This window comes from uncultured Nocardioides sp. (assembly GCF_947488025.1).
GTDB lineage: Bacteria > Actinomycetota > Actinomycetes > Propionibacteriales > Nocardioidaceae > Nocardioides.
Genome location: NZ_CANKYS010000001.1, coordinates 367993 through 394464, shown reverse-complemented (window position 1 = coordinate 394464; position 26472 = coordinate 367993). Strand labels below are relative to the sequence as shown.

Below are 26472 nucleotides of genomic sequence, written 5' to 3'. Positions count from 1 at the left end.
GCACGCATGAGCGATCCCGTGCCCACGCGCGCCGAGATCGTGGTCGACCTCGCTGCCGTGCGGCACAACGTCCGCATCCTCAAGGACCTCGTGAGCGTCGACGGTCCCGTCCAGCTGATGGCGGTCGTCAAGGCCGACGGCTACGGGCACGGCATGGTCGAGGTGGCCGCCGCCGCCCGCGACGCCGGCGCCGACTGGCTCGGGGTGGCCACCATCGAGGAGGCACTCACCCTGCGGGCCGCCGGCGACCACGGCCACCTGCTCTGCTGGCTGAGCGCCCCCGGCGACGACTTCGCCGCCGCGGTCGCGGCCGGGGTCGAGCTGACCGCCTACTCCGTGGCCGAGCTCGAGGAGATCGCCGCCGTCGGCCCCGCCCGGGTGCAGCTCAAGGTCGACACCGGCCTCTCCCGCGGGGGAGCTTCCCGCTCGGAGTGGGAGCACCTCTTCGCGGTCGCGAGCGACCTCGAGCGGCAGGGGCGGATCACCGTCACCGGGATCTGGTCCCACTTCGCCGCCAGCGACGAGCCCGCCCACCCGGCCAACGACGCCCAGGAGGCGGCCTTCCGCGAGGCGCTCGCGTTGGCCGACGCGGCCGGGCTCGACCCCGACGTCACTCACCTCGCCAACTCCGCCGCGACGCTCCTGCGGCCCTCGTCGCACTTCGACCTCGTCCGCTGCGGCATCGCGACCTACGGCCTCGACCCGGCGCCCGGCACCAGCCCCCGCGTCGGCCTCCGGCCCGCCATGACCGTGCGCGCACGCCTGGTGATGAGCAAGGTCGTGCGGGCCGGGGAGGGCGTCTCCTACGGGCACACCTGGTACGCCGACGAGGACACCACCGTCGGCGTCGTGCCGGTCGGCTACGGCGAGGGTGTCCCACGGGCCGCGGGCAACACCGCCCACGTCTGGGTCGACGACTCGCAGCGACCGATCCGCGGGCGGGTGTGCATGGACCAGCTCGTCGTCGAGCTCCACGGTGAGCTGCCGCCGACCGGGACCGAGGTCGTCCTCTTCGGCCCGGGCGACCTCGGCGAGCCCACCGCCCAGGACTGGGCCGACGCCGTCGACACGATCAGCTACGAGATCGTGACCCGGGTCGGCGGTCGGCTGACCCGCCGCCACGTCCACACCGACACCGACACCGACACCGAGGACTCCGTGAGGACCACCCGTTGAGCATCAAGGGCCGCATCTTCGGCACCGTCGTGGGCGCAGCCGGCCTGGCCGCTGCTGCCGGCGCCGTGGGCATCGCGCGCCAGAACCGCGTCATCGGCAACCGTGTCGCCGGCGAGGAGGTGGGGTTCGGCGAGCTCCACAGCGCGCCGCGGGTGGTCGTCGCCGACGACGCGGTCGACCTGCACGTCGAGATCGACGAGCCCGAGGACTTCGGCGGGGTGCCCGCGACCGACGACGACCTGACGGTCGTCTTCGTGCACGGCTACTCGCTCAACCTCGACTCCTGGCACTTCCAGCGTGCCGCCTACCGCGGCCAGGTCCGCACGGTCTTCTACGACCAGCGCAGCCACGGGCGCTCCGCGCGCTCCGACGAGGAGCACTGCACGCTCGAGCAGCTCGGTCACGACCTGCGCCGCGTCATCGAGCACACGGTCCCCGGACGCTGCGTCGTCGTCGGTCACTCGATGGGCGGGATGAGCGTCATCTCGCTTGCCGAGCACTACCCCGAGCTGTTCGGCGACACGGTGGTCGGTGCTGCCCTGATGTCCACCACGGCCGGCGGCCTCGACCCGGGCCGCATCCTGTTCCCGATGCTGCCCCTCGGCCTCGGCGGCCGCTTCCTCGGTCGGGCCGTGCGCACCCTCGACCGCGGCCACAGGATCGTCGACCTCGCTCGCGGGTGGGGCCACGCCGTCGCCGACGTCGTCACCGACCGCTACGCGTTCGGCACCGACCCTGTCCCCGCCTCGCACGTCGAGTTCGTCTTCTCGATGCTCGACGCGACGCCGTTCGCGGTGGTCGCCGACTTCTACCCCGCCTTCGCGACCCTCGACCACTTCGACCACCTCGAGCCGCTCGGTCGCGTGCCGACGTCGATCATCTGCGGCACCGAGGACAAGATCACCTCCATCGGGCACAGCCGCAAGCTGCACAGCCGGATCCCGGGCTCGAGCCTGCTGGAGTGCGAGGGCGCGGGCCACATGGTGCTGCTCGAGCGGCACAAGCAGGTCACCGCCGAGCTCGACGACCTGATCTCCCTCGCCCAGGGGCAGGGCCTGCTGTGAGCGTCGTCGTACGCCGGATCGGTCCCGAGGCGGCCGCCGACGTCCTCGCGGTCGTGCAGGAGGCGTTCGGCGCCCGACCGGTCCTGGACCCGCCGGCCGATGCACTCGGCGAGAACCTCGACTCCGTCCGGCGGCTGCTGGCCCGGCGGGGCGGCCTGCTCGCCGTCCTCGACGGGAAGCCGGTGGGCTGCGTCGTCCTCGACCCCACGCCCGGCGCGCTGGTGCTGCGCCGCTTCGGCGTGACACCCGCGGCGCAGGGCAGGGGAGTGGCCTCCGCGCTGGTGGACGCGGCCGTGGAGGCGGCCACCGGGCGCTCGGCGGTGCGCGTCGTCGCCCGCGAGGAGCTGCCCGGCACCGTCGCCTTCTGGGAGGCGCACGACTTCGTCGTTACCGGTGGCACGAGCCCCTACGTCGAGCTCGCGCGGTGGCTCGGCACGACGTTCGACGCCCCCGACGCCGAGACGATGCGCGCGCTCGGCGCCCGCGTGGGCTCCGGCCTCGTCGCCGGTGACCTGGTGGTGCTCACGGGTGAGCTGGGCGCCGGCAAGACGACCTTCACCCAAGGCCTCGGCGAGGGCCTGGGCGTGCGCGGCGGCGTGACCTCACCGACGTTCGTGATCGCCCGCGTGCACCCGGCCCTGGGCGAGGGGCCCGACCTCGTGCACGTCGACGCCTACCGGCTCGGCGGGCTCGACGAGCTCGACGACCTCGATCTCGACGCCTCCCTCGACTCGGCCGTGACCGTGGTGGAGTGGGGCGCGGGACTGGCCGAGGGCCTGGCCGACTCGCGCCTCGAGGTCGTCATCGAGCGCACCGTCGGCGACGCGCCGGCCACCGACGAGCTCGACCCGCGGCGGGTTTCGCTGCGCTGGATCGTCGGCCAGTAGCCTCGACGCCGTGCTCCTCGCCTTCGACACCGCGACCCCGCTGGTCTCCGTCGCCCTCCACGACGGCGAGCGGGTGGTCGTCGAGCACTCGTCCGAGCAGCCGATGAAGCACGGCGAACACCTCGCGCCGCTCATCGCCCGCGCCATGGAGGAGGCGGGCGTCGTACGACAGGACCTCACGGCCGTCGCCGTCGGGGTCGGCCCGGGGCCGTTCACCGGACTCCGGGTCGGCGTGGTGACGGCCCGCACCCTCGGGTTCGTGCTCGACATCCCCGTCTACGGGGTCTGCTCCCTCGACGCCGTCGCCCTCGAGGTCGTCAGCAGGCGCACGACCCCCGGCAGCTTCCTCGTCGCCACCGACGCCCGGCGCAAGGAGGTCTACCTGGCCTCCTACGACGCCGACGGCCGACGGCTCGAGGGCCCGGTCGTCACGCGTCCGGCCGAGGTCGCGACCGACGCGCCCGTGGCCGGCGCCGGGCCCGAGCTCTACCCCGAGGCGTTCCCGCACGCGATCGCCCCCGTGCGCCCGGGCGCGGGCTGGTTGGCTGCGGGCGTCGCGGCCGAGCTCGTAGAATTGCTGGACCCCGAGCCCCTCTACCTGCGGCGCCCCGACGCGGTCGCCGGCGCACCCAGAAAGACCGTGTCTTGATCCGTCCCGCCACGCTCGCCGACCTCCCCGCCCTGAGCGCCCTCGAGCAGGAGCTCTTCGGCCCCGACGCGTGGAACGAGGCGCTGATCCGCCAGGAGATCGAGGGACTCGGGCGTCGCTTCGTCGTCGCCGACGACCTCTCCGGCTATGCCGTCACCATGACCGCGGGCGACATCGTCGACCTGCTCCGCATCGGCGTACGTCCCGACGCGCGCCGCACGGGCATCGCCTCGCGCCTGCTCGACGAGCTGCTCGTCGACACCGAGGGCGCCTCGCGGATGCTGCTGGAGGTGAGCGTGACGAACTCCTCCGCGCTCGGGTTCTACGTGGCGCGGCAGTTCAGCGTCATCGACGTGCGCCCGCACTACTACCGCGACGGGTCGGAGGCGCTGGTGATGTGCCGCTGGCTGCCGGGCGCCGCCCGCGAGCACACGGCGACGGCCCATGACTGACGAGCCGCTGGTCCTCGGGATCGAGACCTCCTGCGACGAGACGGGGGTCGGCATCGTCCGCGGCCACACCCTCCTGGCCGACACGGTCGCGAGCAGCGTCGAGGAGCACGCCCGCTTCGGCGGCGTGGTGCCCGAGGTCGCCAGCCGCGCCCACCTCGAGGCGATGGTCCCGACGATCGAGCGTGCCGCGGAGACGGCCGGCATCGCCCTGAGCGACATCGACGCCGTCGCCGTCACCAGCGGTCCCGGCCTGGCCGGCGCGCTGCTGGTGGGCGTGGCCAGCGCCAAGGCCCTGGCGCTCGGCCTGGGCAAGCCGATCTACGGCGTGAACCACCTCGCCGCCCACGTCGCGGTCGACCAGCTCGAGCACGGCCCGTTGCCCGAGCCGTGCCTGGCCATGCTCGTCTCCGGCGGCCACTCGAGCCTGCTGGAGGTCACCGACGTCACGGTCGGCGTCGAGCCCATGGGCTCGACCATCGACGACGCGGCGGGGGAGGCCTTCGACAAGGTCGCCCGGCTGCTCGGCCTGCCGTTCCCCGGCGGACCCCACATCGACAAGCAGGCGCGCAGCGGCAACAGCGTCGCCATCGACTTCCCGCGTGGTCTCACCAGCCGCCGCGACCTCGAGCGGCACCGCTTCGACTTCTCGTTCTCCGGTCTCAAGACCGCCGTCGCCCGCTGGGTCGAGACGCAGCAGCGTGAGGGCGTCTCCATCGACGTCGCCGACGTCGCCGCGTCCTTCCAGGAGGCGGTCTGCGACGTGCTGACCCGCAAGGCGATCGACGCAGCCACCAGCCGCGGCATCGAGGACATCCTCATCGGCGGCGGCGTGGCCGCCAACAGCCGGCTGCGCGCGATGGCCGAGGAGCGGGCCTCGGCGCAGGGCATCCGGGTGCGCGTCCCGCGGCCGGGCCTGTGCACCGACAACGGCGCCATGGTCGCCGCCCTCGGCGCCGAGCTCGTCGCCCGGGGTCGTACGCCGTCCCTGCTCGACCTGCCGGCCGACTCGTCCCAGCCGATCACGACCGTCGTCGCCTGACGGCCTCGGAGATGACGAAGGCCCCCGCCCGAGAGCGGGGGCCTGCATCACGCACGCTCGAACGAGACGACGCTCAGTCGAGGACTCCGGGGGCGACGTCGTCGTCACTGAGCCAGTCCTGCTCGTAGACGAGGCTGTCGCGGTCGGTCGTCTGGTCACGCTCACCCTTGCGGCCGCCGCGACCCGAGGCCCCGCCGGCACCGCCACGGGCACCGCTCGATCCGCGGCCGGAGCCCTGGGCCGCGCCGCGACCACCGGCCGACCCGGCACCACGGCCGCCGGCCGAACCGGCACCGCGCGCACCTGCCGAGCCGGCGCCACGGGCACCTGCTGCACCGGCGCCGCGCGCCGAGGCCGAGCCCGCGCCACGGGCAGAGGCGGGGGAGCCCGCCGACGCGCCACGCGCTGCGGCCGAGCCCGCGCCACGGGCAGAGGCGGGGGAGCCCGCCGACGCGCCACGCGCTGCGGGCGAGCCCGCGGAACCGGCGGGACGCGAGAGCGCACCCGCGCTGCCGCTGCGCCCGGTCGCGCCGATCGGACGGGCAGGAGAGCCGCCGGTCGGAGCGGGAGCGGAGCCGGCACGGATGCCGCCCGCCATGCCGCTGGCACCGCCGGCGGCACCTGCGGCGCCCATCGCCGCAGCGTTCACGCCGCCGGCCGCGCCGCCCGTCGACACCGCACCGGGAGCCTGCCCCGCGGAGGGGGTGTAGGTCACACCGCTCTGCGACGAGCCCGTCACCGTGCTGGTGGGGCCCTGGACGTCGGTCGGGTGCGTCGGGTGGATGGGCGTGGTGATCGGGTTGCGGGGAGGCTGCGGGTCGATCGGGTCGGGCCTCTCCGGGTCGATCGGGTCGGGCCTCTCGGGCCTCTCGGGCCTCCCGGGGTCCCGGTCCGGATCCCTGTCCAGGTCGAACTGCGGGTCCCTGCCCAGGTCGAACTGAGGCTCCCTGCCCACCGTCGGATCCTTCGGAGGCGTCGAGACGGGGGTGCTGGGCGTGCCCGGCGTGGAGGGCGTCGTCGGCAGCGACGGGCCGGTCGGGCTGCTCGGCACGGACGGGGGCGGCTCGGTCGGGTCGGGCTGGCCGTGGATCGCCTGCATCGGCGGGATCGAGCCGAGGAAGACGGCGTCGAGCTTCTGCGTCCACTGCGCGGCCGCGGCCTCCTGCTGCGCGCGGGCGGTGTTGTAGGCCGCCATCTCCTGATTGGCTGCCTGCCGCTTGTTGGCCTCGGCCTGGATCTCCTGCGGCGTGGGCTGGACGCCCGGCATCGGGGTCGGCGCCGTGTAGGCCGGCGGCTGCTGGAGGTCGGCCATGCCCGCCTCGGCGGTCTTGGCGTTGCTCATCACGCGAGCCGTGTCCTTGAGGGCGTCACCACCGCCGACGAGACGGGTGCCCTTGTCCTCCATGCTCGTGGAGGACGCCTCGAAGGCCGCCAGCAGGGTGTCGGCCATCATCCCCGACAGCCCGCCGTCCTGGCCCTCACCCTCACCGTCGCGGATCTGGGAGGCTCCCTTGCGCAGCGCCGCGGCGGTCTCGGCGAGGAGGTAGCCGCACTGCCTCCAGTTGTCCCCGGCCATGTCGGTCGTCTCGTGCTGGGCGCCGGTGAGGTAGGTGCGCAGCCGTGCGCGCTCGACTCCGTCGGTCATCAGGCACCGTCCCCAGCGGCCGGGGGCTCGGTGTACTGGCCGTCACCCATGGTGGTGCTCGAGGACTGGTCGCGCGCCTGGCCGATGTGGTCGGTGACCTGGGCGAGCGCGGCCGCACGCATCGTCATCTCGGCGTTGGTGCTGCCGTCGACGTCACGGACCTCGTCGGCCCAGAGCTTGATGGCGTCGCTGTAGGTGCGCAGGGAGTCGGCGAGCTTCTGGAACTCGTCCACGGCCTCCTGGTGCGCCATCTGGGCGTTGACGCCCAGTCGGTGACCGGTGGTGGAGCCGCCGAAGTGACCGGTCCCGACCGGCATGACCTCCGTGCCGACGAGTCCGTCGGAGTTGCTGGTGAGCAGCGCGGTGATCCTCTGGATGAGGCTCTCGGGCGCGTTGATGCCCTTCATCACGTCGGTCACGAGTCCTACGTCTGCAGCGGTCAGCATGCGTCCCCCATTCCCGCCGTGCCCGGCGGTGAAACGTCGTTGTCGGAGGCATTTTCACAGACGCCCTCGCCCCCCGACGAAAAGCGGGGAAACAGGTGCGGTCCGCTACCGTCTGGGCCGTGCGACGACGACTCGGGGGTACGACGATGGGTGGACGCGGAACCGCGGCGGTGGCGGTCCTGATCATGACGGTGCTGGCGTTGGGCGCGTGCGGGAGCGACGACGGCGGGACCGACCCGTCCGGGACCGAGACGTCGTCGACGTCCCCGACCGACGACCCCACGGACACCCTGACCCCGAGCCCGACCGAGCCGCTGCTCGTCCCCGAGGCCGAGACGGTCGAGCCTGCGTCCGGGCCGCGGCTCGAGGTCGACGACATCCGGGTCAACGTGCCCAAGGGATGGCAGCAGACCTTCGACTCCGTGGTCGTCGACACCGCCCTCGGGCGCGTGGACGGGAAGAGCGGGGGCGCGCTGCTCAGCGTGTCCCCGACGGGTGGCGACGTGCTGACGCCCAAGCAGGCCGAGAGGTACTTCTGGAAGCGCGGGCAGAAGCCGCCGAACTACGAGAAGCAGGACGACGTCCTCATGGGCGGTCTCACCTCCGGCTACTACACGGCGAGGGACAAGTTCTATGACATGCACGCCGTCACGCTCTGGGAGGACAACCGCGTCACGAAGGTCCAGCTGAACTTCGACCCCAAGGTGCCGGACGAGGTGCAGCAGGAGCTGCTCCAGTCAGTCGTCGCGAGCTACTCCAGCCCGCGGATGCGCTTGTGAGACTCCTCAGCCCGAGGTGACGCCGGGGGCGGCGAGCTTGAGCGCGACCTGACCCGGACGGAGGTCGACCGCCTCGCCGCCGACCCGCTCGACCGTGCCGTCGAGCCCGAGGCGTACGACGTACTGCCGCTCGCCGGTCACCAGCGTGGCCACGACCGTGCTGTCGTCCTCCCACGCGACCTCGGGGTTGATGGCGACGACCCCCGTGCGGGCGCCGACCACCTCGAAGTCGACCACCCGTTCGCCGGTCGCGGCGTCGAGGACCGCCAGCGTGGGGGAGCCCTCCGCCGTCAGGTAGTCGGTGAAGCCGAGCAGGTGCCGGCCGTCGGGGCTGAAGCCCAGGAGCGAGTAGTCGCACGTCCGCCAGACTTCGGCGCCGTCTGCGCCGGCGTCGCGGACCTCCCAGCAGGAGCCGTCTCCGGTGAACTCCGTCTGGACGGAGTAGAGGCCGGTGACCTCGGACGACGAGCCCACCCGCAGGGCGGCGGGGAGCGGCGAGGTGCTGCCGTCGGCGGTGACGACGAGCGCCGACTCCTGACCTGTGGCGGGATCGGTCGTGGCCACGAGGAGCGCCTCGCCGGGCAGGAAGCCGACGGGTCGGACCCGGGCGTCCGCGGGGCCGGGTGCGAGGGAGGTCGTTCGTTCCGCGCGGTCCCCGTCGCGGTCCCGGTCGACGAGCGTCCAGCGCACCCCGTCATGGTTCGCCCAGGCGATGCGGGAGCCGTCGGCCGACACGACCATGGGGCTGGCCGGCGCGACCGCGTCGAGGACCCGGAAGTCGGGGTCGAGGACCTGCACGGAGCGCCCGCCGCCGTCGTCGGTGGGGGCGGTGCCGATCCAGCCCTCGACGTACGGCGTCAGCTGGTCGTAGCGCCGCGGCAGGTCGATGGTCTCGCCGTCGACGACCAGGCTCGGGTCGTCGACGTTGATGAGGGGCACGGCGACGTCGGGACCCGTCGGTGCGCTGAGCGGGTCGATGCGCACCGTCCCGGTGATCCGGGGCGCCGGCGGCTGCGTCGCGGGCGGGACGTCGCTGCGAGGAGTGGGCCCGACCATGCTCGCGCCGACCGGGATCGCGATCGCGAGGACGGCGGCGACGGCGGCTCCGGCGACGGCGGTGCGTCGGCGCTGGATGCGGCGGGCGCGGGTCCGGACGTCGGTGACGGTGAAGGGGGCGCGCTGCAGGGGTGCGGCGGTGCGGTGGAGCGCGTCGTGCACCTGGTCCTCGAGAGGAGTTCGGCTCATCGTGCATCGTCTCCGGGCTGGTGGGGGTGGAGGGACTGCGGCGCACGGGCCCGCAGCGCGGCCAGCGCGCGGCTGGCCTGGGACTTGACGGTGCCGACGGAGATCCCGAGCACGTCGGCGATCTCGGCCTCGCTCAGCTGCTCGTAGTAGCGCAGCACCACGACCGAGCGCTGCTTGGGCGGCAGGGTCTGGACGAACGACCACAGCTCGCCGCCCATCCCGTCGTCGTACGTGTCGAGCGCCCCGGTCTCGGGCATCGTGTCGGTCGCGTGCTCGCGCCGCTTCCACGCCCGCCGCCACAGCGAGTTGTTCTCGTTGACCATGATCCGACGGACGTAGCCGTCGAGCGCCTCGCGGTCGCGGATCCGGTCCCAGGAGAGGTAGAGCTTGGCGAAGGCCGTCTGGAGCAGGTCCTCGGCTGCGGCGTGGTCGCCGGCCAGGAGGTACGCCGTCCGGTAGAGCGCCGGCTGGCGCGCCGACATGTACGCCGAGAAGGCGGCGTCCTTGGCGGATCCCGCACCCTGCGAACCCATGTCCACGAGTGTCGTGGTCACCCTGCACCTCCCCGTGGTCCTCGTGCCGTCGTGCGTGGCGTGTCGGGATGAGGACGCGACCGACCGGGAGGTGGTTGCATCTGTTTGGTCGACGTTGCAAGGCTCTCGTCGACCCGACCCACAGGAGGCACCCACATGCAGCAGGTCCAGGCCGTCGTCGCGCTCGCGAAGGGCGAGCCGGTGCAGCTCACCACGATCAACGTCCCCGATCCCGGCCCGGGCGAGGCGGTGGTCAAGATCCAGGCCTGCGGGGTGTGCCACACCGACCTCCACTACCGGGAGGGCGGCATCAACGACGACTTCCCGTTCCTGCTCGGCCACGAGGCCGCGGGCGTGGTCGAGTCGGTCGGCCCCGACGTGACGTCGGTGGCTCCCGGCGACTTCGTGGTGCTGAACTGGCGCGCCGTGTGCGGCAACTGCCGGGCCTGCGACCGGGGCGAGCCGTGGTACTGCTTCGCGACCCACAACGCCACCCAGAAGATGACGCTCGCGGAGGGCGACCTGGCCGGCACCGAGCTGTCGCCGGCGCTGGGCATCGGTGCCTTCGCGGAGAAGACGCTGGTCGCCGCCGGCCAGTGCACGAAGGTCGACCCGTCGGCCCGGGCCGCGGCGGTGGGTCTCCTCGGCTGCGGCGTGATGGCCGGTCTGGGTGCGGCGATCAACACCGGCAACGTCGGGCGTGGCTCGACGGTCGCCGTGATCGGATGCGGCGGCGTCGGTGCCGCAGCGATCGCCGGCGCCGCGCTGGCGGGAGCCTCGAAGATCATCGCCGTCGACATCGACGACCGGAAGCTCGAGCAGGCCTGCACGCTCGGTGCCACCCACACGGTGAACTCGAAGAAGGTCGACGCGGTCGAGGCGATCCGGTCGCTGACGCCGCCGCCGGACGGGACGGGTCACGAGGGTGGCGCGGACGTGGTGATCGACGCGGTCGGTCGCCCGGAGACGTGGAAGCAGGCGTTCTACGCGCGTGACCTGGCCGGGACCGTCGTCCTGGTGGGGGTGCCCACGCCCGACATGAAGATGCCCGACATCCCGCTCATCGACGTGTTCGGTCGCGGTGGGTCGCTCAAGTCGAGCTGGTACGGCGACTGCCTGCCCTCGCGCGACTTCCCGATGCTGGTCGACCTCTACCAGCAGGGCCGGCTGGACCTCGACGCCTTCGTCACCGAGGAGATCGGCATCGGCGACGTCGAGGCCGCGTTCGAGAAGATGCACCACGGGGACGTGCTGCGCTCGGTCGTGGTCCTGTGACCGCCCGCGTGGACCACGCCGTCGTCTCGGGGACCTTCTCCCTGGACGGGGAGACCCACGAGGTCGACAACAACGTGTGGGTGATCGGCGACGACGAGCAGTGCCTGGTCGTCGACGCCCCCCACGACGTCGACGCGATCCTGGCGGTCGTCGCGGGCCGGACGGTGAAGGCGATCGTGTGCACGCACGCGCACGACGACCACGTACGGGTGGCGCCCGAGCTGCGTCGTCGTACGGGTGCGCCGATCCTGCTGCACCCCGACGACCGGCCGCTGTGGGAGCTGACCCACGGTGGCGACGAGGAGGGCGCCGAGCTGTGGGACGTCGACCTGTCCGACGGCCAGACGCTCACCATCGGTGGTGCGGCCGTGACGGTGATCCACACCCCGGGCCACGCGCCGGGTGCGGTGTGCCTCTACGTCCACGACCTCGGCTGCGTCTTCACCGGTGACACCCTGTTCCAGGGTGGGCCGGGCGCGACGGGACGCTCCTACTCCGACTCCGACGTCATCGTGGACTCCATCCGTCGTCGCCTGCTCGAGCTGCCCGACGAGACCGTCGTGCACACCGGGCACGGCCCCGACACCACCATCGGCGCCGAGCGCGAGGGCCTCTCGGGCTGAGCCGCCCGAGGCCGGAGTGATGCCCGGCTGAGCCGCCTGGCGTCGTACGGGCCGGGCGGCTCAGCCGCTGTCTGCTGCCGGGTGACTACTGCCGGTCGGGCCGGCGCACGGTCTCGGGAAGGGCGGTGTCCACGTCGACGAACGCGGCCCCGACCTCGGGTGCGGGACGGGCGAGGTTGAGCACGACCGCGATGAGCGCGGCAGGCAGGATGCCCGAGATCATCAGCACCCGGAGCGACTCGGGCATGACCTCGGCCGCGGCGGGAACGGCCGCGAAGCCCTGGCCCACGCCGATGGACGCCGCGATCACGATCAGGTCGTGACGGTCCAGGCGGCACTCGGAGAGCAGCTGGATGCCGGCCCCGAGCAACATGCCGAACATGACGACCGCCGCGCCGCCCAGCACCGCGGCGGGCATCACGGTGATGACCGCGGCCAGCTTGGGCACGAGGCCCAGGGCGATGAGGAAACCGGCGCAGATGGAGACGACGTGGCGGCTCATCACGCCGGTGAGGGCCACCAGGCCCACGTTCTGCCCGAAGGTGGTGTTGGGGAGCGCGGAGAACAGGGCGGCGATGCTGGTGGCCGCCCCGTCGCCCATGACGCCACCGGCGAGCTCGCGGTCGGTCACCTCGCGTCCGGCGCCTGCCTTGGTGATGGCCGACAGGTCGCCGATCGTCTCGATCGAGACCGCGATCGCCATCGCGCCCATGGCGATGAAGGCCGCCGCCGGGAAGTCCATGCCGAACTCGAGCGGGGTCGGGAAGGCGAACCACGACGCGTCCGCCACGGGGGTGAAGTCGACCTTCCCGAGCGCGATCGCGACGAGGTAGCCGACCACCAGGCTGACCAGCACGGAGGCCGAGGCGATGATCCCGCGGCCGAAGCGGTAGGCGAGCAGCAGCACCACGAGGACGAGGCTGGCCAGGCCGAGGTTCTCCCAGGAACCGAAGTCCTCCGCGCCGTTGCCGCCAGCGAAGAGGAGCATGCCGGTCGGCAGCAGGCCGATGCCGATGACCAGCACCACGATGCCGCTGACCAGGGGGGGGAACAGGTTGCGCAGCCACCTCAGGCTGAAGCCCAGTGCGAACTTCACGAAGCCGGCGAAGAGCGCGCCGCCGAGCACCGCTGCGAGCCCGTAGTCCCGTGCCAGTGGGATCGACACCACGAGGAAGCCGAAGCTCGTGCCCTGCACCACCGGCAGCCGCGCGCCCACCGGACCGATGCCGATCGTCTGGATCAGCGTGGTGAGACCGGCGGCGAACAGCGCGACCTGGACGAGGAAGACGGTCTCCCCGGTCGTCGCGCCGATGGCGGTGGCCAGGATGATCGGGATGGTGACGTTGCTCGCCATCATCACCATCACGTGCTGGAGCGCCAGCAGTATCGCCTCCCCGACAGGGGGCATCTCGTCGATGTCGTACTTCACGTGGGCCGGCAGCGTCGACGGCTCGTTGCGGGGTGATCGGTCGGAGGTCATGGTGTTCCTCTCCCAGGGGGTTCCGCAGATCCTCACAAGAGCCCTCCGACCCGGGCCACGCAACAAGTTGACACGATCCGCCCTGCCAGGTGTGAAGGTCTGCCGACGCGATCAGCGGTCGCCCGTGGGTCGCCTGTGGGTTGCGCGTTGATCACTGGTGGATCTTCTGTGGGTCGCCTGCCGATTCCGCGATCGCCCCGGGGGGCGTCTCCCCGACGAGCGGGCCGGGCGTCCGTGCCACCATGGCGTGATGCGCTCGCGACCGGCCTCCCACCTGGCGAGCCTCGGAACCTCCCTCGTGCTGGTCGCCTCCCTGGTCGCGTGCGACGGCCAGGCCCCGGGACGCGACGAGGAGCGGTCGGCCGAGAGCACCGCGGCGACCAGCACGCCGACCGTCCCGCCGACGCCGTCGGAGGAGCTCGGGCTGGCGGAGGGCTGGGGGCCCGACGGGGACGAGCTGGACCGCGCGGCGCGGATCGTCAGGCGGATGGAGCTGCCGGACCTCGCCGGACAGGTGATCGTCGCCGACTGGCAAGGCACCCGGGCTCCGGTGCGGATGGTCCGTGACCTGCACCTCGGCGGGGTCATCGCCTTCAGCGCCAACGTCGCCTCGGCCGACCAGGTCAGGGCCGTCAACCGGACCCTCACCCGTCAGGTGCCCCGGAAGTGGCCGCTCTTCCTCGGCGTCGACCAGGAGGGCGGAGTGGTCGAGCGGTTGCGGGGTGCGGCGACCCGCTTCCCGACCTTCATGAGCACCGGCGCCGCGAACGACCCCGGGCTGACGCGGGCGACGTACGCCGCCGGGGCGGGCGAGCTGCGCGGGCTCGGCTTCACGGTCGACTTCGCGCCCGACGCCGACGTCACCTCGGGCCCCGGCGACCCGACGATCGGCTCGCGGTCAGCCTCGTCGCGGCCCGGCGTCGTCGCCGAGCACGTCGTCGCCGCGGCCACCGGCTTCACCCAGGCCGGCGTGCTGCCCGTGATCAAGCACTTCCCGGGCCACGGGTCCGTGCCGGCCGACAGCCACCTGACCCTGCCCGTGCAGACCAGGACGAGGGCAGAGCTCGAGGAGTCCGACCTCGTCCCGTTCGCCCGCGGTGTCGAGGCGGGGCTCCCGGCGGTGATGGTCGGCCACCTCGACGTCCGCGCCATCGACCCCCGGGTGCCGTCGTCGCTGTCGCGCAAGGTCGTCACCGGCCTGCTGCGCGACGAGCTCGGCTTCGAGGGACTCGTGGTGACCGACTCGCTCGAGATGGCGGCCGTCACCCGCGGCCGTGACCCCGGGCGGACGGCGGTGCAGGCCCTGCGCGCCGGTTCGGACGTCCTGCTCATGCCCCCGTCGCCCGCCGTCGCACGGGCGGCGCTGGTCCGCGCCGTACGCCGCGGCGACCTGCCCCGGCGGCGCCTCGAGCAGGCGGCCGCGCGGCAGATCGCCCTGCTGACCCAGCTCTCCGGTCCAGGGAAGGCCCGCAGTTCGGCGCCGGCCGCCTCGCGACGGCTGTCCGCAGCCGCCGTGACCGTCACCGACGGAGCGTGCTCGGGACGGCTGGTCGGCGACGTCGTGCACGCCTACGGCGACCCGGGCGCGGTGGGGACTTTCACCCCCGCGGCCGAGGCGGCCGGGATCACGGTGCTGGCGCGCCGCGCAGCACCGGCGACCCTCACCGACGCGAAGCCGCGGCCCGAGCGGCGGAAGAAGGAGCGCAAGCGCGCCTACCAGAGCCGCGTGCGCGCCTGGGAGAGGTCCGAGGCGCGCCGCGAACGGCGCCTCGACGCGTGGAACGCCGGCGAGGAGGCCCGGCTCGCTGCGGGCACGCAGGTCGGTTTCACCGGGTTCAAGGACGCGCCGGTCGACGGTCAGGTCGCCGTGGCCACCGACAGCCCGTGGGTGCTGGGCCGGGTGGCCGCTCCGACCCGGATCGCCACCTACGGGGACACGCCCGCCGCGATGCAGGTGCTGGTCGAGGTGCTGACCGGACAGGCCGCAGCGCCGGGTCGACTGCCCGTGACCGTGTCGGGCGTCGCACGCCCCGGCTGCTGACGAGAGGCGCCGGTCAGAACGGCTGGACGAGCAGGGCCGTGCCCTGCCCCGACACCCGGGTGAGCACCAGCGTCGCCTCGTCGTCCCCCCGCAGCGACAGCCGCTTGCGGAGCTCCTCAGGGACGACCTGCACCCCGCGCTTCTTGATCGTCAGGCGGCCGATCCCGCGCTCGTGCAGGGCCGCGCGGAGCTGCTTCTCGCGGTAGGGCAGGTGCTCGACGACGCGGTATCCCCGCGCGAACGGCGTACGGAACGAGGCGTCACTGGTGACGTAGGCGATGTGGGGGTCGACCAGGCCGCCACCCACGCCGGCGGCGACCGCCGTGACCAGGCCGGCGCGGATCACGGCGCCGTCGGGCTCGTAGAGGTAGGCCCCGACCTTGCGGACCTCGGTCCCTGCCTCCCCGTCGGCGGGGGAGTCCTCGTCGGTGAGGGTGGCGAGACCGTGCTCGCCGATCACCGTGGCGCGGCGGTCGGTGGTCGCCAGGTCGGGCGACCAGAGCACGGCCTCCTTGACGTCACCGCCGTCACTGACCCACTCCGCCTCGACGCCGACCGGGACCAGGTCGTGACCGATGCCGGGGGCGACCTTGACCAGCGACCGGCGGGCCAGCAGGTCCAGCACCCACGGCCACGGCGGCGTCCAGCCCTCCACGTCGAAGACCCGCCCCCGACCGCCCCGACGCGCCGGGTCGGCGAAGGCGGCGTCGAACGCGCGCGGGTCGACGGTCGTCGCGTCACCCACCTGCGCGGCGCCGGGGAGCCCCAGCACCTCGAGGTTCGCGCGTGCCATCGCCGCGCGGACGGGATCGAGGTCGACCCCGCCTGCGACGAGCCCGGCCCGGGCGAAGGCGACGAGATCGCCGCCGATCCCGCAGCCGAGGTCGATGACGCTGCCGCCGGGGATCGCGGCGGCGAGCCGGGCGGCCCGGTGGTCCGCGACCCGCGCCCGCGTCGCCTGCTCGAGCGCGTCGGGGGTGAAGAACATCAGGTGGGCGGCCTCGCCGAACTTCACCACGGCCTTCGCCCGCAGCTGGGCCTGCGTGGTGGCGGCCGCGGCCTTCTCCGCGTCGGGCTCGACCCGGCGTACGTCGCCCGCGACCCGCACCGGGTCGCCCGGGTGGTCCGCCCAGGCCCGGTCGGCGGCCGCGAGCAGGCGGGCGCCCTCGGCCGTGCGCAGCCAGTCCAGCGTCTCGATCTCCACGCCGCCATCCTGTCAGCGGCGACACCCGCTAGCACTCGATCGGGCAGAGTGCTAGCGTCTGCTCTGGCACTCTCACCCCGAGAGCGCCAGCGCTCGTGAGCCTGGCACGACCCCCGCGACGGCGTGCCGCCGGATCACGAGCCCACGTCCTGAAGATCTCTCGTACGAGAAAGTGGAGGTTGATCCGAAGTGTCGGTCAACATCAAGCCCCTCGAGGACCGCATCGTCGTCCAGACGCTCGAAGCCGAGCAGACCACCGCCTCCGGCCTGGTCATCCCGGACACCGCCAAGGAGAAGCCCCAGGAGGGCGAGGTCGTGGCGATCGGTCCCGGTCGCATCGACGACAACGGCAACCGCGTCCCGCTCGACGTCGCCGTGGGCGACAAGGTCATCTACAGCAAGTACGGCGGCACCGAGGTCAAGTACGCCGGCCAGGAGTACCTCATTCTCTCCGCCCGCGACATCCTCGCCGTCGTCTCCTGACGCACCTGGCATCCCGGCTGGCCTCGCGCCAGCCGGGATCCGTGTCGTTCGGCCCCGAACACCCCTAGAGGAGCACAGCAATGCCCAAGATCCTGGAGTTCGACGAGAACGCCCGCCGCGCCCTCGAGCGCGGCGTCGACGCCCTCGCCAACGCCGTCAAGGTGACGCTCGGTCCCAAGGGCCGCTACGTCGTCCTCGACAAGAAGTGGGGCGCCCCCACCATCACCAACGACGGAGTGACCGTCGCTCGCGAGATCGAGCTCGACGACCCGTTCGAGAACCTCGGTGCCCAGCTCACCAAGGAGGTGGCCACCAAGACCAACGACATCGCTGGTGACGGCACCACCACCGCCACCGTCCTGGCGCAGGCCATGGTCCACGAGGGCCTGCGCGCCGTCGCGGCCGGTGCCAACCCGATGGGTCTCAAGCGCGGCATGGACGCGGCGGCCGAGGCAGTCGGCGACGCCCTGCGCGAGGCGGCCCGCGAGGTCGAGTCCCGCGAGGACATGGCGTCCGTCGCGACGATCTCGAGCCGCGACAGCCACATCGGCGACCTGCTCGCCGAGGCCTTCGACAAGGTCGGCAAGGACGGCGTGATCACGGTCGAGGAGTCCAACACCATGGGCACCGAGCTCGAGTTCACCGAGGGCATGCAGTTCGACAAGGGCTACATCTCGGCCTACTTCGTCAGCGACCCGGAGTCGATGGAGGCCGTCCTCGACGACCCCTACATCCTTCTCCACCAGGGCAAGATCTCCTCGATCCAGGAGCTCCTCCCGGTCCTGGAGAAGGTCATCGCGACCGGCAAGCCGCTCTTCATCCTCGCCGAGGACGTCGACGGCGAGGCGCTCTCGACGCTCGTGGTCAACAAGATCCGTGGCACCTTCAACGTCGCCGCCGTCAAGGCCCCGGCCTTCGGTGACCGCCGCAAGGCGATGATGCAGGACATCGCGACCCTGACCGGTGGTCAGGTCGTCGCCCCCGAGGTCGGCCTCAAGCTCGACCAGGTGGGCCTCGAGGTCCTGGGCCAGGCGCGCCGCGTGGTCATCACCAAGGACCACACCACGATCGTGGACGGCGCCGGCGACAGCACGGCCGTCGACGGCCGCGTCAACCAGATCAAGGCCGAGATCGAGAACACCGACTCCGACTGGGACCGCGAGAAGCTCCAGGAGCGCCTCGCCAAGCTCGCCGGCGGTGTCTGCGTGATCAAGGTCGGCGCCGCGACCGAGGTGGAGCTCAAGGAGAAGAAGCACCGCATCGAGGACGCCGTCTCCGCGACGCGTGCCGCGATCGAGGAGGGCATCGTCCCCGGCGGTGGCTCCGCGCTCATCCACGCCGTGTCGGTGCTCGAGGACAACCTCGGCCTGACCGGTGACGAGGCCGCCGGTGTCCGCGTGGTCCGCAAGGCCGCCGACGAGCCGCTGCGCTGGATCGCCGAGAACGGCGGCGTCAACGGCTATGTCGTGACCTCCAAGGTCCGCGAGCTCGGCGTCGGCAACGGCTACAACGCCGCCACCGAGGAGTACGGCGACCTGGTCGCCCAGGGCGTCCTCGACCCTGTCAAGGTCACCCGCTCGGCGCTCGTCAACGCGACGTCCATCGCCGCGATGCTGCTCACGACGGAGACGCTCGTCGTGGACAAGCCCGAGGAGGAGGAGCCGGCGGCCGCCGCCGGCCACGGTCACGGCCACGGCCACTGACCGGCCGCTCCACCAGGTCCGTACGGCCCGCTCCGCGCTCCGCCACTTCGGCGGGGGCGGGGCGGGCCGTCGCCATGTGACGCGCGCGTCACACCTCGCACCACCGTTCGAAACATCGCCCGGGCACCATCGGCACATGTTGTGGAGAGTGCGGACGACCCTGGACGACCGTCCCGGTGCCCTGGCCGAGCTGACCACCGCCTGCGGGGCGGCCGGCGTGAACATCCTGGGCCTCCAGGTCTTCCCCGGCGTGGACCGGGTGACGGACGAGCTCGTGCTCCGTACGCCGGGCGACTGGGAGCTCGCCGACCTCGCCGACCTCGTCGAGCGGTCGGGCGGCACCCGCGTGAGCGTGCTCCCGTGCACCGAGGCCGCGCTGGCCGACCAGCCGACCCGCTATGTCCTGGCGGCGCGCAGCATCCTCGCCGAGCCGGCCACCTTCCCCGACGTCGTGGCGCAGCTCTTCGACGCCGAGGCCGACCGGGACGCCGCGGGGCTCTCACCGCTGATGGACGGCATGGACCTCGAGATCGGCGACGTCGTGGTCCAGCTGCGGCGTACGGCGCCGTTCACGGCCGCGGAGCACGCCCGCGGCAGGGCGCTCGCCGAGCTCGTGGCGGACGTGCTCGCTGCCGCGGCGGCGACCCCGGCGCCCGGGCCGCAGGACCTGTCGGCCGACCAGGAGCCGGTCCTCGAGGTGCACGAGGGCGAGGTGCGCGCCGTCGTCGCGGGCGTCGTCGTCGGCCAGGCCACCTGGGCGGTCGACGACGGGGGCGCCTGGCACGTCGAGCTGGCGGTCGACCCGGCCTGGCGGCGCCGCAGGATCGGGTCGCGGCTGCTCCTGGAGACCGCGCGGGCGGCGCGGACCTCCGAGGCCGAGGAGATCGTCGTACGGACCGCAGCGGACAATCCGGCCGTGCTGCCGCTCGTCCTCGGCACGGGCCTGCGCGGACGGATCCGGATGGGCAGCGACGACCTCACCGTGCGGATCCCGGTGCGGAGGCTTGCACGCGCCTGAGGTTCCCGGGGTCAGCGGATGATCTCGCCGAGGTGGGGTAGGCGGTGCGCCGGAGGTGGGCTCGCGACGACGCGGCGAACTCCACGAACGCCCCCTCGTCACGCACTGTTCTGCTCCATGTCCGTCTGAACGCAGTGACGCCGCCGGGAGGTTGCACGCGCGTCCCGGCAATCCTCGACCACCCCGGGACCAGCCGGGTCACCGGGGCCGGGCGCCCTGCCGCCGCATCGTAGAATGGGCGCGTGGAGATCCCGGAGAAGTTCGCTGCGCTCGGCCTCACCTACGACGACGTGCTGCTGCTGCCGGGGGAGTCCGACCTCGCCCCGAGCGACATCGACACCACCACCCGCCTGACCCGTGAGATCTCGATCCGCGTCCCGCTCGTGAGCGCGGCCATGGACACCGTGACCGAGGCCCGGATGGCGATCGCCATGGCCCGCGAGGGCGGCATCGGCGTCCTGCACCGCAACCTCTCCATCGAGGACCAGGCCCGCCAGGTCGACCTGGTCAAGCGCACCCAGACCGGGATCATCTCCAACCCCGTCACCATCGGCCCCGACGCGACGCTGGAGGAGCTCGACCGGCTGTGCGGTGAGTACCGAGTCTCCGGCCTGCCGGTCGTCGACCTCGACGACCACCTGCTGGGCATCATCACCAACCGCGACCTGCGCTTCACCCCGGTCGCGGAGTGGGCCACCACCAAGGTCGACGAGGTGATGACCCGCGACGGCCTGATCACCGGGCACGTCGGGATCTCTCGCGACGAGGCCACCACCCTGTTGCGGGCCCACAAGCGCGAGCGCCTGCCGCTCGTCGACGGCGAGGGCCGGCTCAGCGGCCTGATCACCGTCAAGGACTTCGTCAAGGGCGAGCAGTTCCCGCACGCGTCCTACGACGCCGACGGCCGGCTGCTGGTCGGCGCCGCCATCGGCTACTTCGGCGACGCCTGGGAGCGCGCCACGACGCTGGTCGAGGCCGGCGTCGACGTGCTCGTCGCCGACACAGCCCACGGCCACGTCCACCTCCTCCTCGACATGGTCCGCCGGCTCAAGTCCGACCCGGCGACGAAGCACGTGCAGGTCATCGGCGGCAACGTCGCGACCCGCGAGGGCGCGCAGGCCTTCGTCGACGCGGGCGCCGACGCGGTCAAGGTGGGCGTGGGGCCCGGCTCGATCTGCACCACCCGCGTCGTCACGGGCGTGGGCGTGCCGCAGGTGACCGCGGTCTACGAGGCGTCGCTGGCCACCAAGCCGGCCGGCGTCCCGCTGATCGCCGACGGCGGCATGAAGCACTCCGGGGAGATCGCCAAGGCCCTCGTCGCCGGAGCCGACGCGGTGATGGTGGGCTCGATGCTCGCCGGCTGCGAGGAGTCGCCCGGCGACGTCGTGTTCGTCAACGGCAAGCAGTTCAAGTCCTACCGCGGCATGGGCTCGCTGGGGGCGATGAGCAGCCGCGGCAAGAAGTCCTACTCCAAGGACCGCTACTTCCAGGCCGAGGTCGCCAGCGACGACAAGATCGTGCCCGAGGGCATCGAGGGCCAGGTCGCCTACCGCGGGCCGCTGTCCGCGGTCGCCCACCAGCTCGTCGGCGGGCTCAACCAGTCGATGTTCTACGTCGGCGCCCGCACCATCCCCGAGCTGCAGGACAAGGGCCGGTTCGTCCGGATCACGTCGGCCTCGCTCAAGGAGAGCCACCCCCACGGCGTGCAGATGACCGTCGAGGCGCCCAACTACAGCGGCAGCTGACCCGCGCTCCTCAGGGAGCGGAGCTGCTGCGCGCAGGCAGCGGGTCGACGACGGCCGGCGTCGGGCGGGCCAGCAGGCGTGGTCCGGAGCGCGTCACCACGAACAGGCCGGCCCCACGACGCATCACCAGAGCGGGCGAGCGGGTGAGGTCACGCGGGGCGCGCACGCGCACCGGCAGGCGCGAGGGCTGGCCGGGCACCGCGCTCCGCACCACGACGGCACCGGTGCGGTCGGTGGCCACCACGTGCAGGCCGCCACCGGCCTCGCCCACGGCCGGTGAGGCGTACGGCGACCACTGCCCGGCGAGCGCGGTGGGCCGGGTCCACCGCCGACCGGTGAGCGTGCGTACGACGAGGCGTCCCGTCGCGCTGACCTGGTGCAGCCGCGTGGTGCCGTCACCGGCGGTGGTGAGCGCTGGCGTCGAGGTGGGCGACGCCGTCGGTCCGGCCAGCCGCTGCAGGCGGCCGCGCTCGAGCGGCTGCGTGAAGGTCGCGCCCCGTGCGCCGACCGCGACCAGCCACGTACGGCCGGTCGCGTCCGTGCCGAGCACGGGCGCGGTGTGGGTCGACCAGGACGCCGGCCGTCCGACGCGGTCGGGACGACTCCAGCGACCCTCGCGGGTGAGGCGCCGGGTCACCAGCGTGCCGTCCGCCGAGACCGTCGCGAGCACCGGTCGGTGGGTGCGTGACGGGGCGAGCGCGGGGCTCGCCGTCGGGGCCGAGGTGCCGACCGGGCGCAGGACGAGGCGCCCGCGACGCGTCGTACCGACCAGGACCCGACCGTCACGTGCGGTGGCGGCGACCCACGGCCGCCCGCGGTGGTCGACGCTCAGCGCCGGCGCGACCACGGGCGTGAAGGCCCCCCGGGTGCCGGCGACGCGGGCCGGTCGGCCGGGGGCGGCCACGAGCAGCGTGCCGGTGTCGTCGACGCGCGCGGTCCACGAACCGCCGCGGTCGTCGGACACCGCGACGACGGGCCGGTCCGAGCCGACCAGCGGCGAGGGAGCGACGTCGGCGAGGTGCAGGTAGCGGAACTCACCGACCGGGACCGTGCGGGTGCCGTAGCCGCCGGGCGAGGCGAGGTTGTACTCCTCGATCGTCACGGTCCCGGGGCCGATCGCGCTCACCCACGCCACGTGGCCGACGCGCCCCGCGTCGGTCTGCGCGACGGCACCGATGGCGGGCACGGAGTCCACCCGGTAGCCCAGCCGGCGCGCCACGTCGTCCCAGCGGTTGGCATTGCCCCAGTGCTCGCCCCGGTAGTCGTTGGCGAAGCCCGCGAGGCCGTTGCGCTCGTGCAGGCGCCACGAGACGAAGCTGGTGCAGTTGCGGAGCACGAAGCCCCACGGGTCGCCGATCGAGCCGTTGATCGACCAGACGTTGCGGGCACACGTCGGCCGCGGCCCGCGCGGGTCGTAGAGGTGGCCGGAGACCGGGTCGAGGACCGGCGGCGGGGGCGGCGGGGGCTCGATGACGGGCGCCGGTGACTCGCCCAGCTGGTCGGGTTGTCCTGGTTGTCCGGGTTGCCGGCCGGGCTCGGGTGCGGGTGGGGGAGCCGGCGCGGGCTCCTCGATCGGCGCCTGCGGGAGGATCGGGCACTGGCCCTGCCAGGCCCACGGGTAGTCGTCGGCCGCGTGCGCTGCCGTGGTGCCCACACCCAGCACCCCACTGGCCAGGCAGGTCGCCGCGACAGCGCGCGCGAGCCTTCTGCTCCCTCGTCTCCCCACCTGCACGACGGTAGGCAGGGCGTCAGGGGTGCGTGACCGTCTTTGCCGAGCCGTGCACGAGCCGTTGCCGAACGCTCACACGTCGGCGCGCCACCGGCGTACGACCGGTGCGGAGGAGCGTGGCATCGCCGAGGACCGGTCGCCGCGGACCTCCGTCGCCAGGCCGTGCGCCAGGCGGTAGGGCGCGGAGAGCAGGAGGCTCCCCGCGAGGCGGCGCAGCCGCGACATCTCGGCGCGGACGGTGACGGTGCGGCCGGGATCGGCGAACAGGTCCTCGGAGAGCTGGGTCGCCGTCCGCCCCTCCGGGCCGGAGGTCAGCAGCGACAGCAGGATCTCGGCATGGCGCGGCGACAGGCTGCGCGACCACGAGCCGCTGGAGCCGGTGACCCGCAGGCGGGGGTCCCCGTCGAGCTCGAGCACCAGCGACGACGTCGACGGCTCGGCCCGCTCGTCGCCCTCGAGGCGCAGCAGCCAGCCGCCGTCGAGCGGCTCCGCGGTGGCGTGTCCGAGCGTGGGAAGCCACACCCGGCCGGCGACGAGGCGGTCGGGCAGCGCCACCCGGTCGGGGCTGCGGCTGCCGATCGCGGCAGCCAGGTGCCCGGCGTGGTCGATGGCGAGGGCGTCACCGCTCAGCCCGGCCAGCAGGGGAGCCGCGCGTGCCCGCAGCCGGTCGAGGTCGGCGCGGTGCCGGGCGACCAGCTCGGACGAGGTCATCTGTGCCGCCAGCTGCACGAGCGCGAGCTCGGCGGGGTGCATGCCGCGGCTCGGGCCGCTGACGTCGAGCACGCCGAGGGTGCGACCGGTCCACGGGTCGACGAGCGGCGCCGCGGCGCAGCCCCACCGCGTGTGCGACTCGACGAAGTGCTCGGGCCCCTGCACGTGGACGGCGGTGCCCAGGACGAGGGCGGTGCCGATCGCGTTGGTGCCGACGTTGGCCTCGGTCCACGCGGAGCCGCCGACGAACCCGAGGCCGTCGGCCATCCGCCGCACCGCGCTGCTGCCCAGGCGCCACAGCACCCGCCCCTCGGCGTCGGCCACGACGACCAGCTGCCCGGCGTCGACGACAGGTGCGAGCGACTCGGCGAGGCGGGGCACCAGGTCGGCCAGGCCGCTCGCGGCACGGCGTCGCTCCAGCTCGAGCTCGACGAGCGGCGGGATCTCGGCGCCCGCGCCCGGGTCGAGGCCGGTGGCGGCCACGCGTCGCCACGAGGCCGCGATCTCGGTACGGGCCCGCGGTCCGTGCGCGCCACCGGACATCGCAGCCTCACGGCTGCGGTGCAGCTCGCGGTCGGTCATGGGTGTCCCTCCGGGCCGGGCCCGTTGCAACGTCTCGCAACCCTGTCGCCACCCGGCGGACGAGGTGTGTGCTCGGTCACACCAGCGTAGGCGAAGGAGAGACGATGACCCAGACCCTGGAACCCGAGACCGCCAGCGGCTCGAGCGACCCGCAGGCACGCGTCGACGCGTGGCTCGCCCGCTTCGAGGCCGCAGTGTCCGCCGGTGACGGAGAGGCGGCAGCCGGGCTGTTCGCGACCGACTGCTACTGGCGCGACCTGGTGGCCTTCACCTGGAACATCAAGACCGTCGAGGGTCGCGACCAGGTGGCCGGGCTCGTGACCGACGTCGGGGCGCGGGTCGCCCCGTCGGGCATGGCGACCACCGAGCCTCCCGACGAGGCCGACGGCGTCGTGACGGCGTGGATCGGCTTCGAGACCGCGGTGGGTCGGGGCAACGGCCTGCTCCGCCTGACCCAGGAGGACGGCGACGACCGGGCGTGGACGCTGCTGACGGCGCTCTACGAGCTCAAGGGCCACGAGGAGCCGCGCGGCACCCACCGACCGATGGGCACCCACCACGGCGCGACCAAGGACCGGGTCACGTGGCAGGAGCGGCGTCAGGCGGAGGCCGAGAGCCTCGGCAGCACGACGCAGCCGTACGTCCTCGTCGTCGGCGGCGGCCAGGGCGGGATCGCGCTCGGCGCCCGCCTCCGCCAGCTGGGCGTGCCCAGCCTGGTCATCGACAAGCACCCGCGTCCCGGCGACCAGTGGCGGAACCGCTACAAGTCGCTCTGCCTGCACGACCCGGTCTGGTACGACCACCTGCCCTACCTGAAGTTCCCCGACAACTGGCCGGTCTTCGCGCCCAAGGACAAGATCGGCGACTGGCTCGAGTCCTACGTGTCGATCATGGAGGTGCCCTACTGGTCGAGCACCGTCGCCACGAGCGCGAGCTGGTCGGACGAGACGCAGCAGTGGACGGTCGAGGTCGAGCGCGAGGGCAAGCCGCTCACGCTCCGGCCGACCCAGCTGGTCTTCGCCACCGGCATGAGCGGCAAGCCGCGCATCCCCGACCTGCCCGGCACGGACGTCTTCCGCGGCGACGTGCACCACTCGTCCGCCCACCCCGGCCCCGACGCGTACGCCGGCATGAAGGCCGTCGTGATCGGGAGCAACAACTCCTCCTTCGACATCTGCGGCGCGCTGTGGGAGCACGACGCCGACGTGACGATGGTGCAGCGCTCGTCCACCCACATCGTCAAGAGCGACAGCCTGATGGAGCTCGGGCTCGGCGACCTCTACTCCGAGCGCGCGCTGGCCGCGGGCGTGACGACCGAGAAGGCCGACCTCATCTTCGCGTCGCTGCCGTACCGGATCCTGCACACCTTCCAGATCCCCGCCTACGAGGCGATGGCCGAGAAGGACAAGGACTTCTACGAGCGGCTCGAGGCGTCCGGGTTCCGCCACGACTGGGGCGACGACGGCTCGGGGCTGTTCATGAAGTACCTGCGCCGTGGCTCGGGCTACTACATCGACGTCGGTGCCGCCGAGCTCGTCGCCAACGGTGACGTGAAGCTCGTGCAGGGCCAGGTCGACCACCTCACCGAGGACGCGGTCGTGCTCGAGGACGGGACGACGCTTCCTGCCGACGTGGTCGTCCTCGCCACCGGCTACAACTCGATGAACGGCTGGGTGGCCGACCTGGTCGACCAGGAGACGGCGGACCGGCTGGGCAAGTGCTGGGGACTCGGGTCGGAGACGACCAAGGACCCCGGCCCGTGGGAGGGCGAGCAGCGCAACATGTGGAAGCCGACGCAGGTCGACAACCTCTGGATGCACGGCGGCAACCTCCACCAGTCGCGGCACTACTCCCTCTACCTCGCGCTGCAGCTCAAGGCGCGCCACGAGGGGATCGAGACGCCCGTCCACGGGCTCCAGGAGGTCCACCACATCGGGTAGCACCCGGGTCACCTAGGCTCGCG

The 26472-nt window shown here is 73.1% G+C and carries 23 protein-coding genes; 15 read left to right on the top strand and 8 right to left on the bottom strand.

Translation table 11 applies throughout. The annotated features are described in order from the left end of the window. Window positions 1–6 precede the first annotated feature (6 nt). Genes alr through tsaD form a run of 6 tightly spaced genes read left to right on the top strand, consistent with a single transcriptional unit; the run spans window position 7 to window position 5267 of the window. Window positions 7–1176, top strand: coding sequence for an alanine racemase (gene alr, locus Q1B24_RS01780; RefSeq protein ID WP_299922572.1), 1170 nt, complete (start codon window positions 7–9; stop codon window positions 1174–1176). Further along, window positions 1173–2240 (top strand): alpha/beta hydrolase, encoded by a 1068-nt coding sequence (locus tag Q1B24_RS01775; protein ID WP_299922570.1) that lies wholly within the window; start codon window positions 1173–1175, stop codon window positions 2238–2240. Before alr ends, Q1B24_RS01775 begins: the two co-directional genes overlap by 4 nt. Then, the gene (gene tsaE, locus Q1B24_RS01770) at window positions 2237–3127 is read left to right on the top strand and encodes a tRNA (adenosine(37)-N6)-threonylcarbamoyltransferase complex ATPase subunit type 1 TsaE (RefSeq protein ID WP_299922568.1); all 891 of its coding nucleotides are present in this window, start codon (window positions 2237–2239) and stop codon (window positions 3125–3127) included. Before Q1B24_RS01775 ends, tsaE begins: the two co-directional genes overlap by 4 nt. A gap of 10 nt (window positions 3128–3137) precedes the next feature. Then, window positions 3138–3776, top strand: a complete 639-nt coding sequence (tsaB, locus tag Q1B24_RS01765) for a tRNA (adenosine(37)-N6)-threonylcarbamoyltransferase complex dimerization subunit type 1 TsaB (protein WP_299922566.1) — start codon at window positions 3138–3140, stop codon at window positions 3774–3776. Beyond that, window positions 3773–4228: a GNAT family N-acetyltransferase gene (locus Q1B24_RS01760; RefSeq protein WP_299922564.1), complete on the top strand. Its 456-nt coding sequence runs from the start codon at window positions 3773–3775 to the stop codon at window positions 4226–4228. The genes tsaB and Q1B24_RS01760 overlap by 4 nt, the downstream gene beginning before the upstream one ends. Continuing rightward, a complete protein-coding gene (gene tsaD / locus Q1B24_RS01755) occupies window positions 4221–5267 on the top strand; it encodes a tRNA (adenosine(37)-N6)-threonylcarbamoyltransferase complex transferase subunit TsaD (RefSeq protein ID WP_299922562.1) in 1047 nt (348 codons plus the stop codon). Before Q1B24_RS01760 ends, tsaD begins: the two co-directional genes overlap by 8 nt. A 73-nt stretch (window positions 5268–5340) precedes the next feature. Here tsaD and Q1B24_RS01750 read toward each other — a convergent pair whose 3' ends face one another. Together Q1B24_RS01750 and Q1B24_RS01745 are read right to left on the bottom strand one after the other, a co-directional pair. Beyond that, window positions 5341–6912, bottom strand: coding sequence for a hypothetical protein (locus Q1B24_RS01750; protein ID WP_299922560.1), 1572 nt, complete (start codon window positions 6910–6912; stop codon window positions 5341–5343). Then, window positions 6912–7358, bottom strand: coding sequence for a hypothetical protein (locus Q1B24_RS01745; RefSeq protein ID WP_299922558.1), 447 nt, complete (start codon window positions 7356–7358; stop codon window positions 6912–6914). The genes Q1B24_RS01750 and Q1B24_RS01745 overlap by 1 nt, the downstream gene beginning before the upstream one ends. 119 nt (window positions 7359–7477) lie before the next feature. Here Q1B24_RS01745 and Q1B24_RS01740 point away from each other — a divergent pair, with 119 nt between their 5' ends. Further along, a complete protein-coding gene (locus Q1B24_RS01740) occupies window positions 7478–8137 on the top strand; it encodes a hypothetical protein (RefSeq protein ID WP_299922556.1) in 660 nt (219 codons plus the stop codon). A gap of 6 nt (window positions 8138–8143) precedes the next feature. Here the strand turns inward: Q1B24_RS01740 and Q1B24_RS01735 are convergent, their stop codons facing one another. Then, a complete protein-coding gene (locus tag Q1B24_RS01735) occupies window positions 8144–9382 on the bottom strand; it encodes a hypothetical protein (RefSeq protein WP_299922554.1) in 1239 nt (412 codons plus the stop codon). Then, window positions 9379–9936 (bottom strand): SigE family RNA polymerase sigma factor, encoded by a 558-nt coding sequence (locus Q1B24_RS01730; protein ID WP_299922551.1) that lies wholly within the window; start codon window positions 9934–9936, stop codon window positions 9379–9381. Before Q1B24_RS01730 ends, Q1B24_RS01735 begins: the two co-directional genes overlap by 4 nt. A gap of 135 nt (window positions 9937–10071) precedes the next feature. On the opposite strand from Q1B24_RS01730, the gene Q1B24_RS01725 reads away from it, so the two are divergent. Continuing rightward, window positions 10072–11190: an S-(hydroxymethyl)mycothiol dehydrogenase gene (locus Q1B24_RS01725; RefSeq protein WP_299922549.1), complete on the top strand. Its 1119-nt coding sequence runs from the start codon at window positions 10072–10074 to the stop codon at window positions 11188–11190. Next, window positions 11187–11813: an MBL fold metallo-hydrolase gene (locus Q1B24_RS01720; protein WP_299922547.1), complete on the top strand. Its 627-nt coding sequence runs from the start codon at window positions 11187–11189 to the stop codon at window positions 11811–11813. The genes Q1B24_RS01725 and Q1B24_RS01720 overlap by 4 nt, the downstream gene beginning before the upstream one ends. Window positions 11814–11898: 85 nt before the next feature. Here Q1B24_RS01720 and Q1B24_RS01715 read toward each other — a convergent pair whose 3' ends face one another. Then, window positions 11899–13293: a nucleobase:cation symporter-2 family protein gene (locus Q1B24_RS01715; protein WP_299922545.1), complete on the bottom strand. Its 1395-nt coding sequence runs from the start codon at window positions 13291–13293 to the stop codon at window positions 11899–11901. Window positions 13294–13543: 250 nt separating this feature from the next. Between Q1B24_RS01715 and Q1B24_RS01710 the strand changes: the two genes are divergently transcribed. Then, window positions 13544–15334, top strand: a complete 1791-nt coding sequence (locus Q1B24_RS01710; RefSeq protein WP_299922543.1) for a glycoside hydrolase family 3 N-terminal domain-containing protein — start codon at window positions 13544–13546, stop codon at window positions 15332–15334. Window positions 15335–15347: 13 nt separating this feature from the next. Here Q1B24_RS01710 and Q1B24_RS01705 read toward each other — a convergent pair whose 3' ends face one another. Next, on the bottom strand, window positions 15348–16538 hold the full coding sequence (locus Q1B24_RS01705) for a class I SAM-dependent methyltransferase (protein WP_299922541.1): 1191 nt from the start codon (window positions 16536–16538) through the stop codon (window positions 15348–15350). Window positions 16539–16727: 189 nt separating this feature from the next. Here Q1B24_RS01705 and groES point away from each other — a divergent pair, with 189 nt between their 5' ends. From groES to guaB, 4 genes are all read left to right on the top strand, one after another. Further along, entirely contained in the window at window positions 16728–17021 is a 294-nt protein-coding gene (groES, locus tag Q1B24_RS01700; RefSeq protein WP_056605525.1) for a co-chaperone GroES, read from the top strand. Between the two features lie 80 nt (window positions 17022–17101). Beyond that, window positions 17102–18724, top strand: a complete 1623-nt coding sequence (groL, locus tag Q1B24_RS01695) for a chaperonin GroEL (protein ID WP_299922535.1) — start codon at window positions 17102–17104, stop codon at window positions 18722–18724. Between the two features lie 148 nt (window positions 18725–18872). After that, complete coding sequence (locus Q1B24_RS01690; RefSeq protein ID WP_299922533.1) at window positions 18873–19742, top strand: GNAT family N-acetyltransferase; 870 nt, start codon at window positions 18873–18875, stop codon at window positions 19740–19742. Between the two features lie 242 nt (window positions 19743–19984). After that, window positions 19985–21487 (top strand): IMP dehydrogenase, encoded by a 1503-nt coding sequence (guaB, locus tag Q1B24_RS01685; RefSeq protein WP_299922531.1) that lies wholly within the window; start codon window positions 19985–19987, stop codon window positions 21485–21487. 10 nt (window positions 21488–21497) lie between these two features. On the opposite strand, the gene Q1B24_RS01680 is transcribed toward guaB, so the two are convergent. After that, window positions 21498–23141, bottom strand: a complete 1644-nt coding sequence (locus tag Q1B24_RS01680) for a CHAP domain-containing protein (protein WP_299922529.1) — start codon at window positions 23139–23141, stop codon at window positions 21498–21500. A 147-nt stretch (window positions 23142–23288) separates the two neighbouring features. Then, window positions 23289–24509, bottom strand: coding sequence for a GAF domain-containing protein (locus Q1B24_RS01675; protein ID WP_299922527.1), 1221 nt, complete (start codon window positions 24507–24509; stop codon window positions 23289–23291). Window positions 24510–24613: 104 nt separating this feature from the next. Here Q1B24_RS01675 and Q1B24_RS01670 point away from each other — a divergent pair, with 104 nt between their 5' ends. Beyond that, window positions 24614–26449: an NAD(P)/FAD-dependent oxidoreductase gene (locus tag Q1B24_RS01670; protein WP_299922525.1), complete on the top strand. Its 1836-nt coding sequence runs from the start codon at window positions 24614–24616 to the stop codon at window positions 26447–26449. Window positions 26450–26472 lie beyond the last annotated feature (23 nt).

Excerpts from the sequence above, each read along its gene's own strand:
- alr (WP_299922572.1), top strand. The coding sequence starts at position 7 with ATGAGCGATCCCGTGCCCACGCGCGCCGAGATCGTGGTCGACCTCGCT.
- tsaD (WP_299922562.1), top strand. The coding sequence starts at position 4,221 with ATGACTGACGAGCCGCTGGTCCTCGGGATCGAGACCTCCTGCGACGAG.
- Q1B24_RS01750 (WP_299922560.1), bottom strand. The coding sequence starts at position 6,912 with ATGACCGACGGAGTCGAGCGCGCACGGCTGCGCACCTACCTCACCGGC.
- Q1B24_RS01745 (WP_299922558.1), bottom strand. The coding sequence starts at position 7,358 with ATGCTGACCGCTGCAGACGTAGGACTCGTGACCGACGTGATGAAGGGC.
- Q1B24_RS01735 (WP_299922554.1), bottom strand. The coding sequence starts at position 9,382 with ATGAGCCGAACTCCTCTCGAGGACCAGGTGCACGACGCGCTCCACCGC.
- Q1B24_RS01725 (WP_299922549.1), top strand. The coding sequence starts at position 10,072 with ATGCAGCAGGTCCAGGCCGTCGTCGCGCTCGCGAAGGGCGAGCCGGTG.
- Q1B24_RS01715 (WP_299922545.1), bottom strand. The coding sequence starts at position 13,293 with ATGACCTCCGACCGATCACCCCGCAACGAGCCGTCGACGCTGCCGGCC.
- Q1B24_RS01710 (WP_299922543.1), top strand. The coding sequence starts at position 13,544 with ATGCGCTCGCGACCGGCCTCCCACCTGGCGAGCCTCGGAACCTCCCTC.
- groL (WP_299922535.1), top strand. The coding sequence starts at position 17,102 with ATGCCCAAGATCCTGGAGTTCGACGAGAACGCCCGCCGCGCCCTCGAG.
- Q1B24_RS01675 (WP_299922527.1), bottom strand. The coding sequence starts at position 24,509 with ATGACCGACCGCGAGCTGCACCGCAGCCGTGAGGCTGCGATGTCCGGT.
- Q1B24_RS01670 (WP_299922525.1), top strand. The coding sequence starts at position 24,614 with ATGACCCAGACCCTGGAACCCGAGACCGCCAGCGGCTCGAGCGACCCG.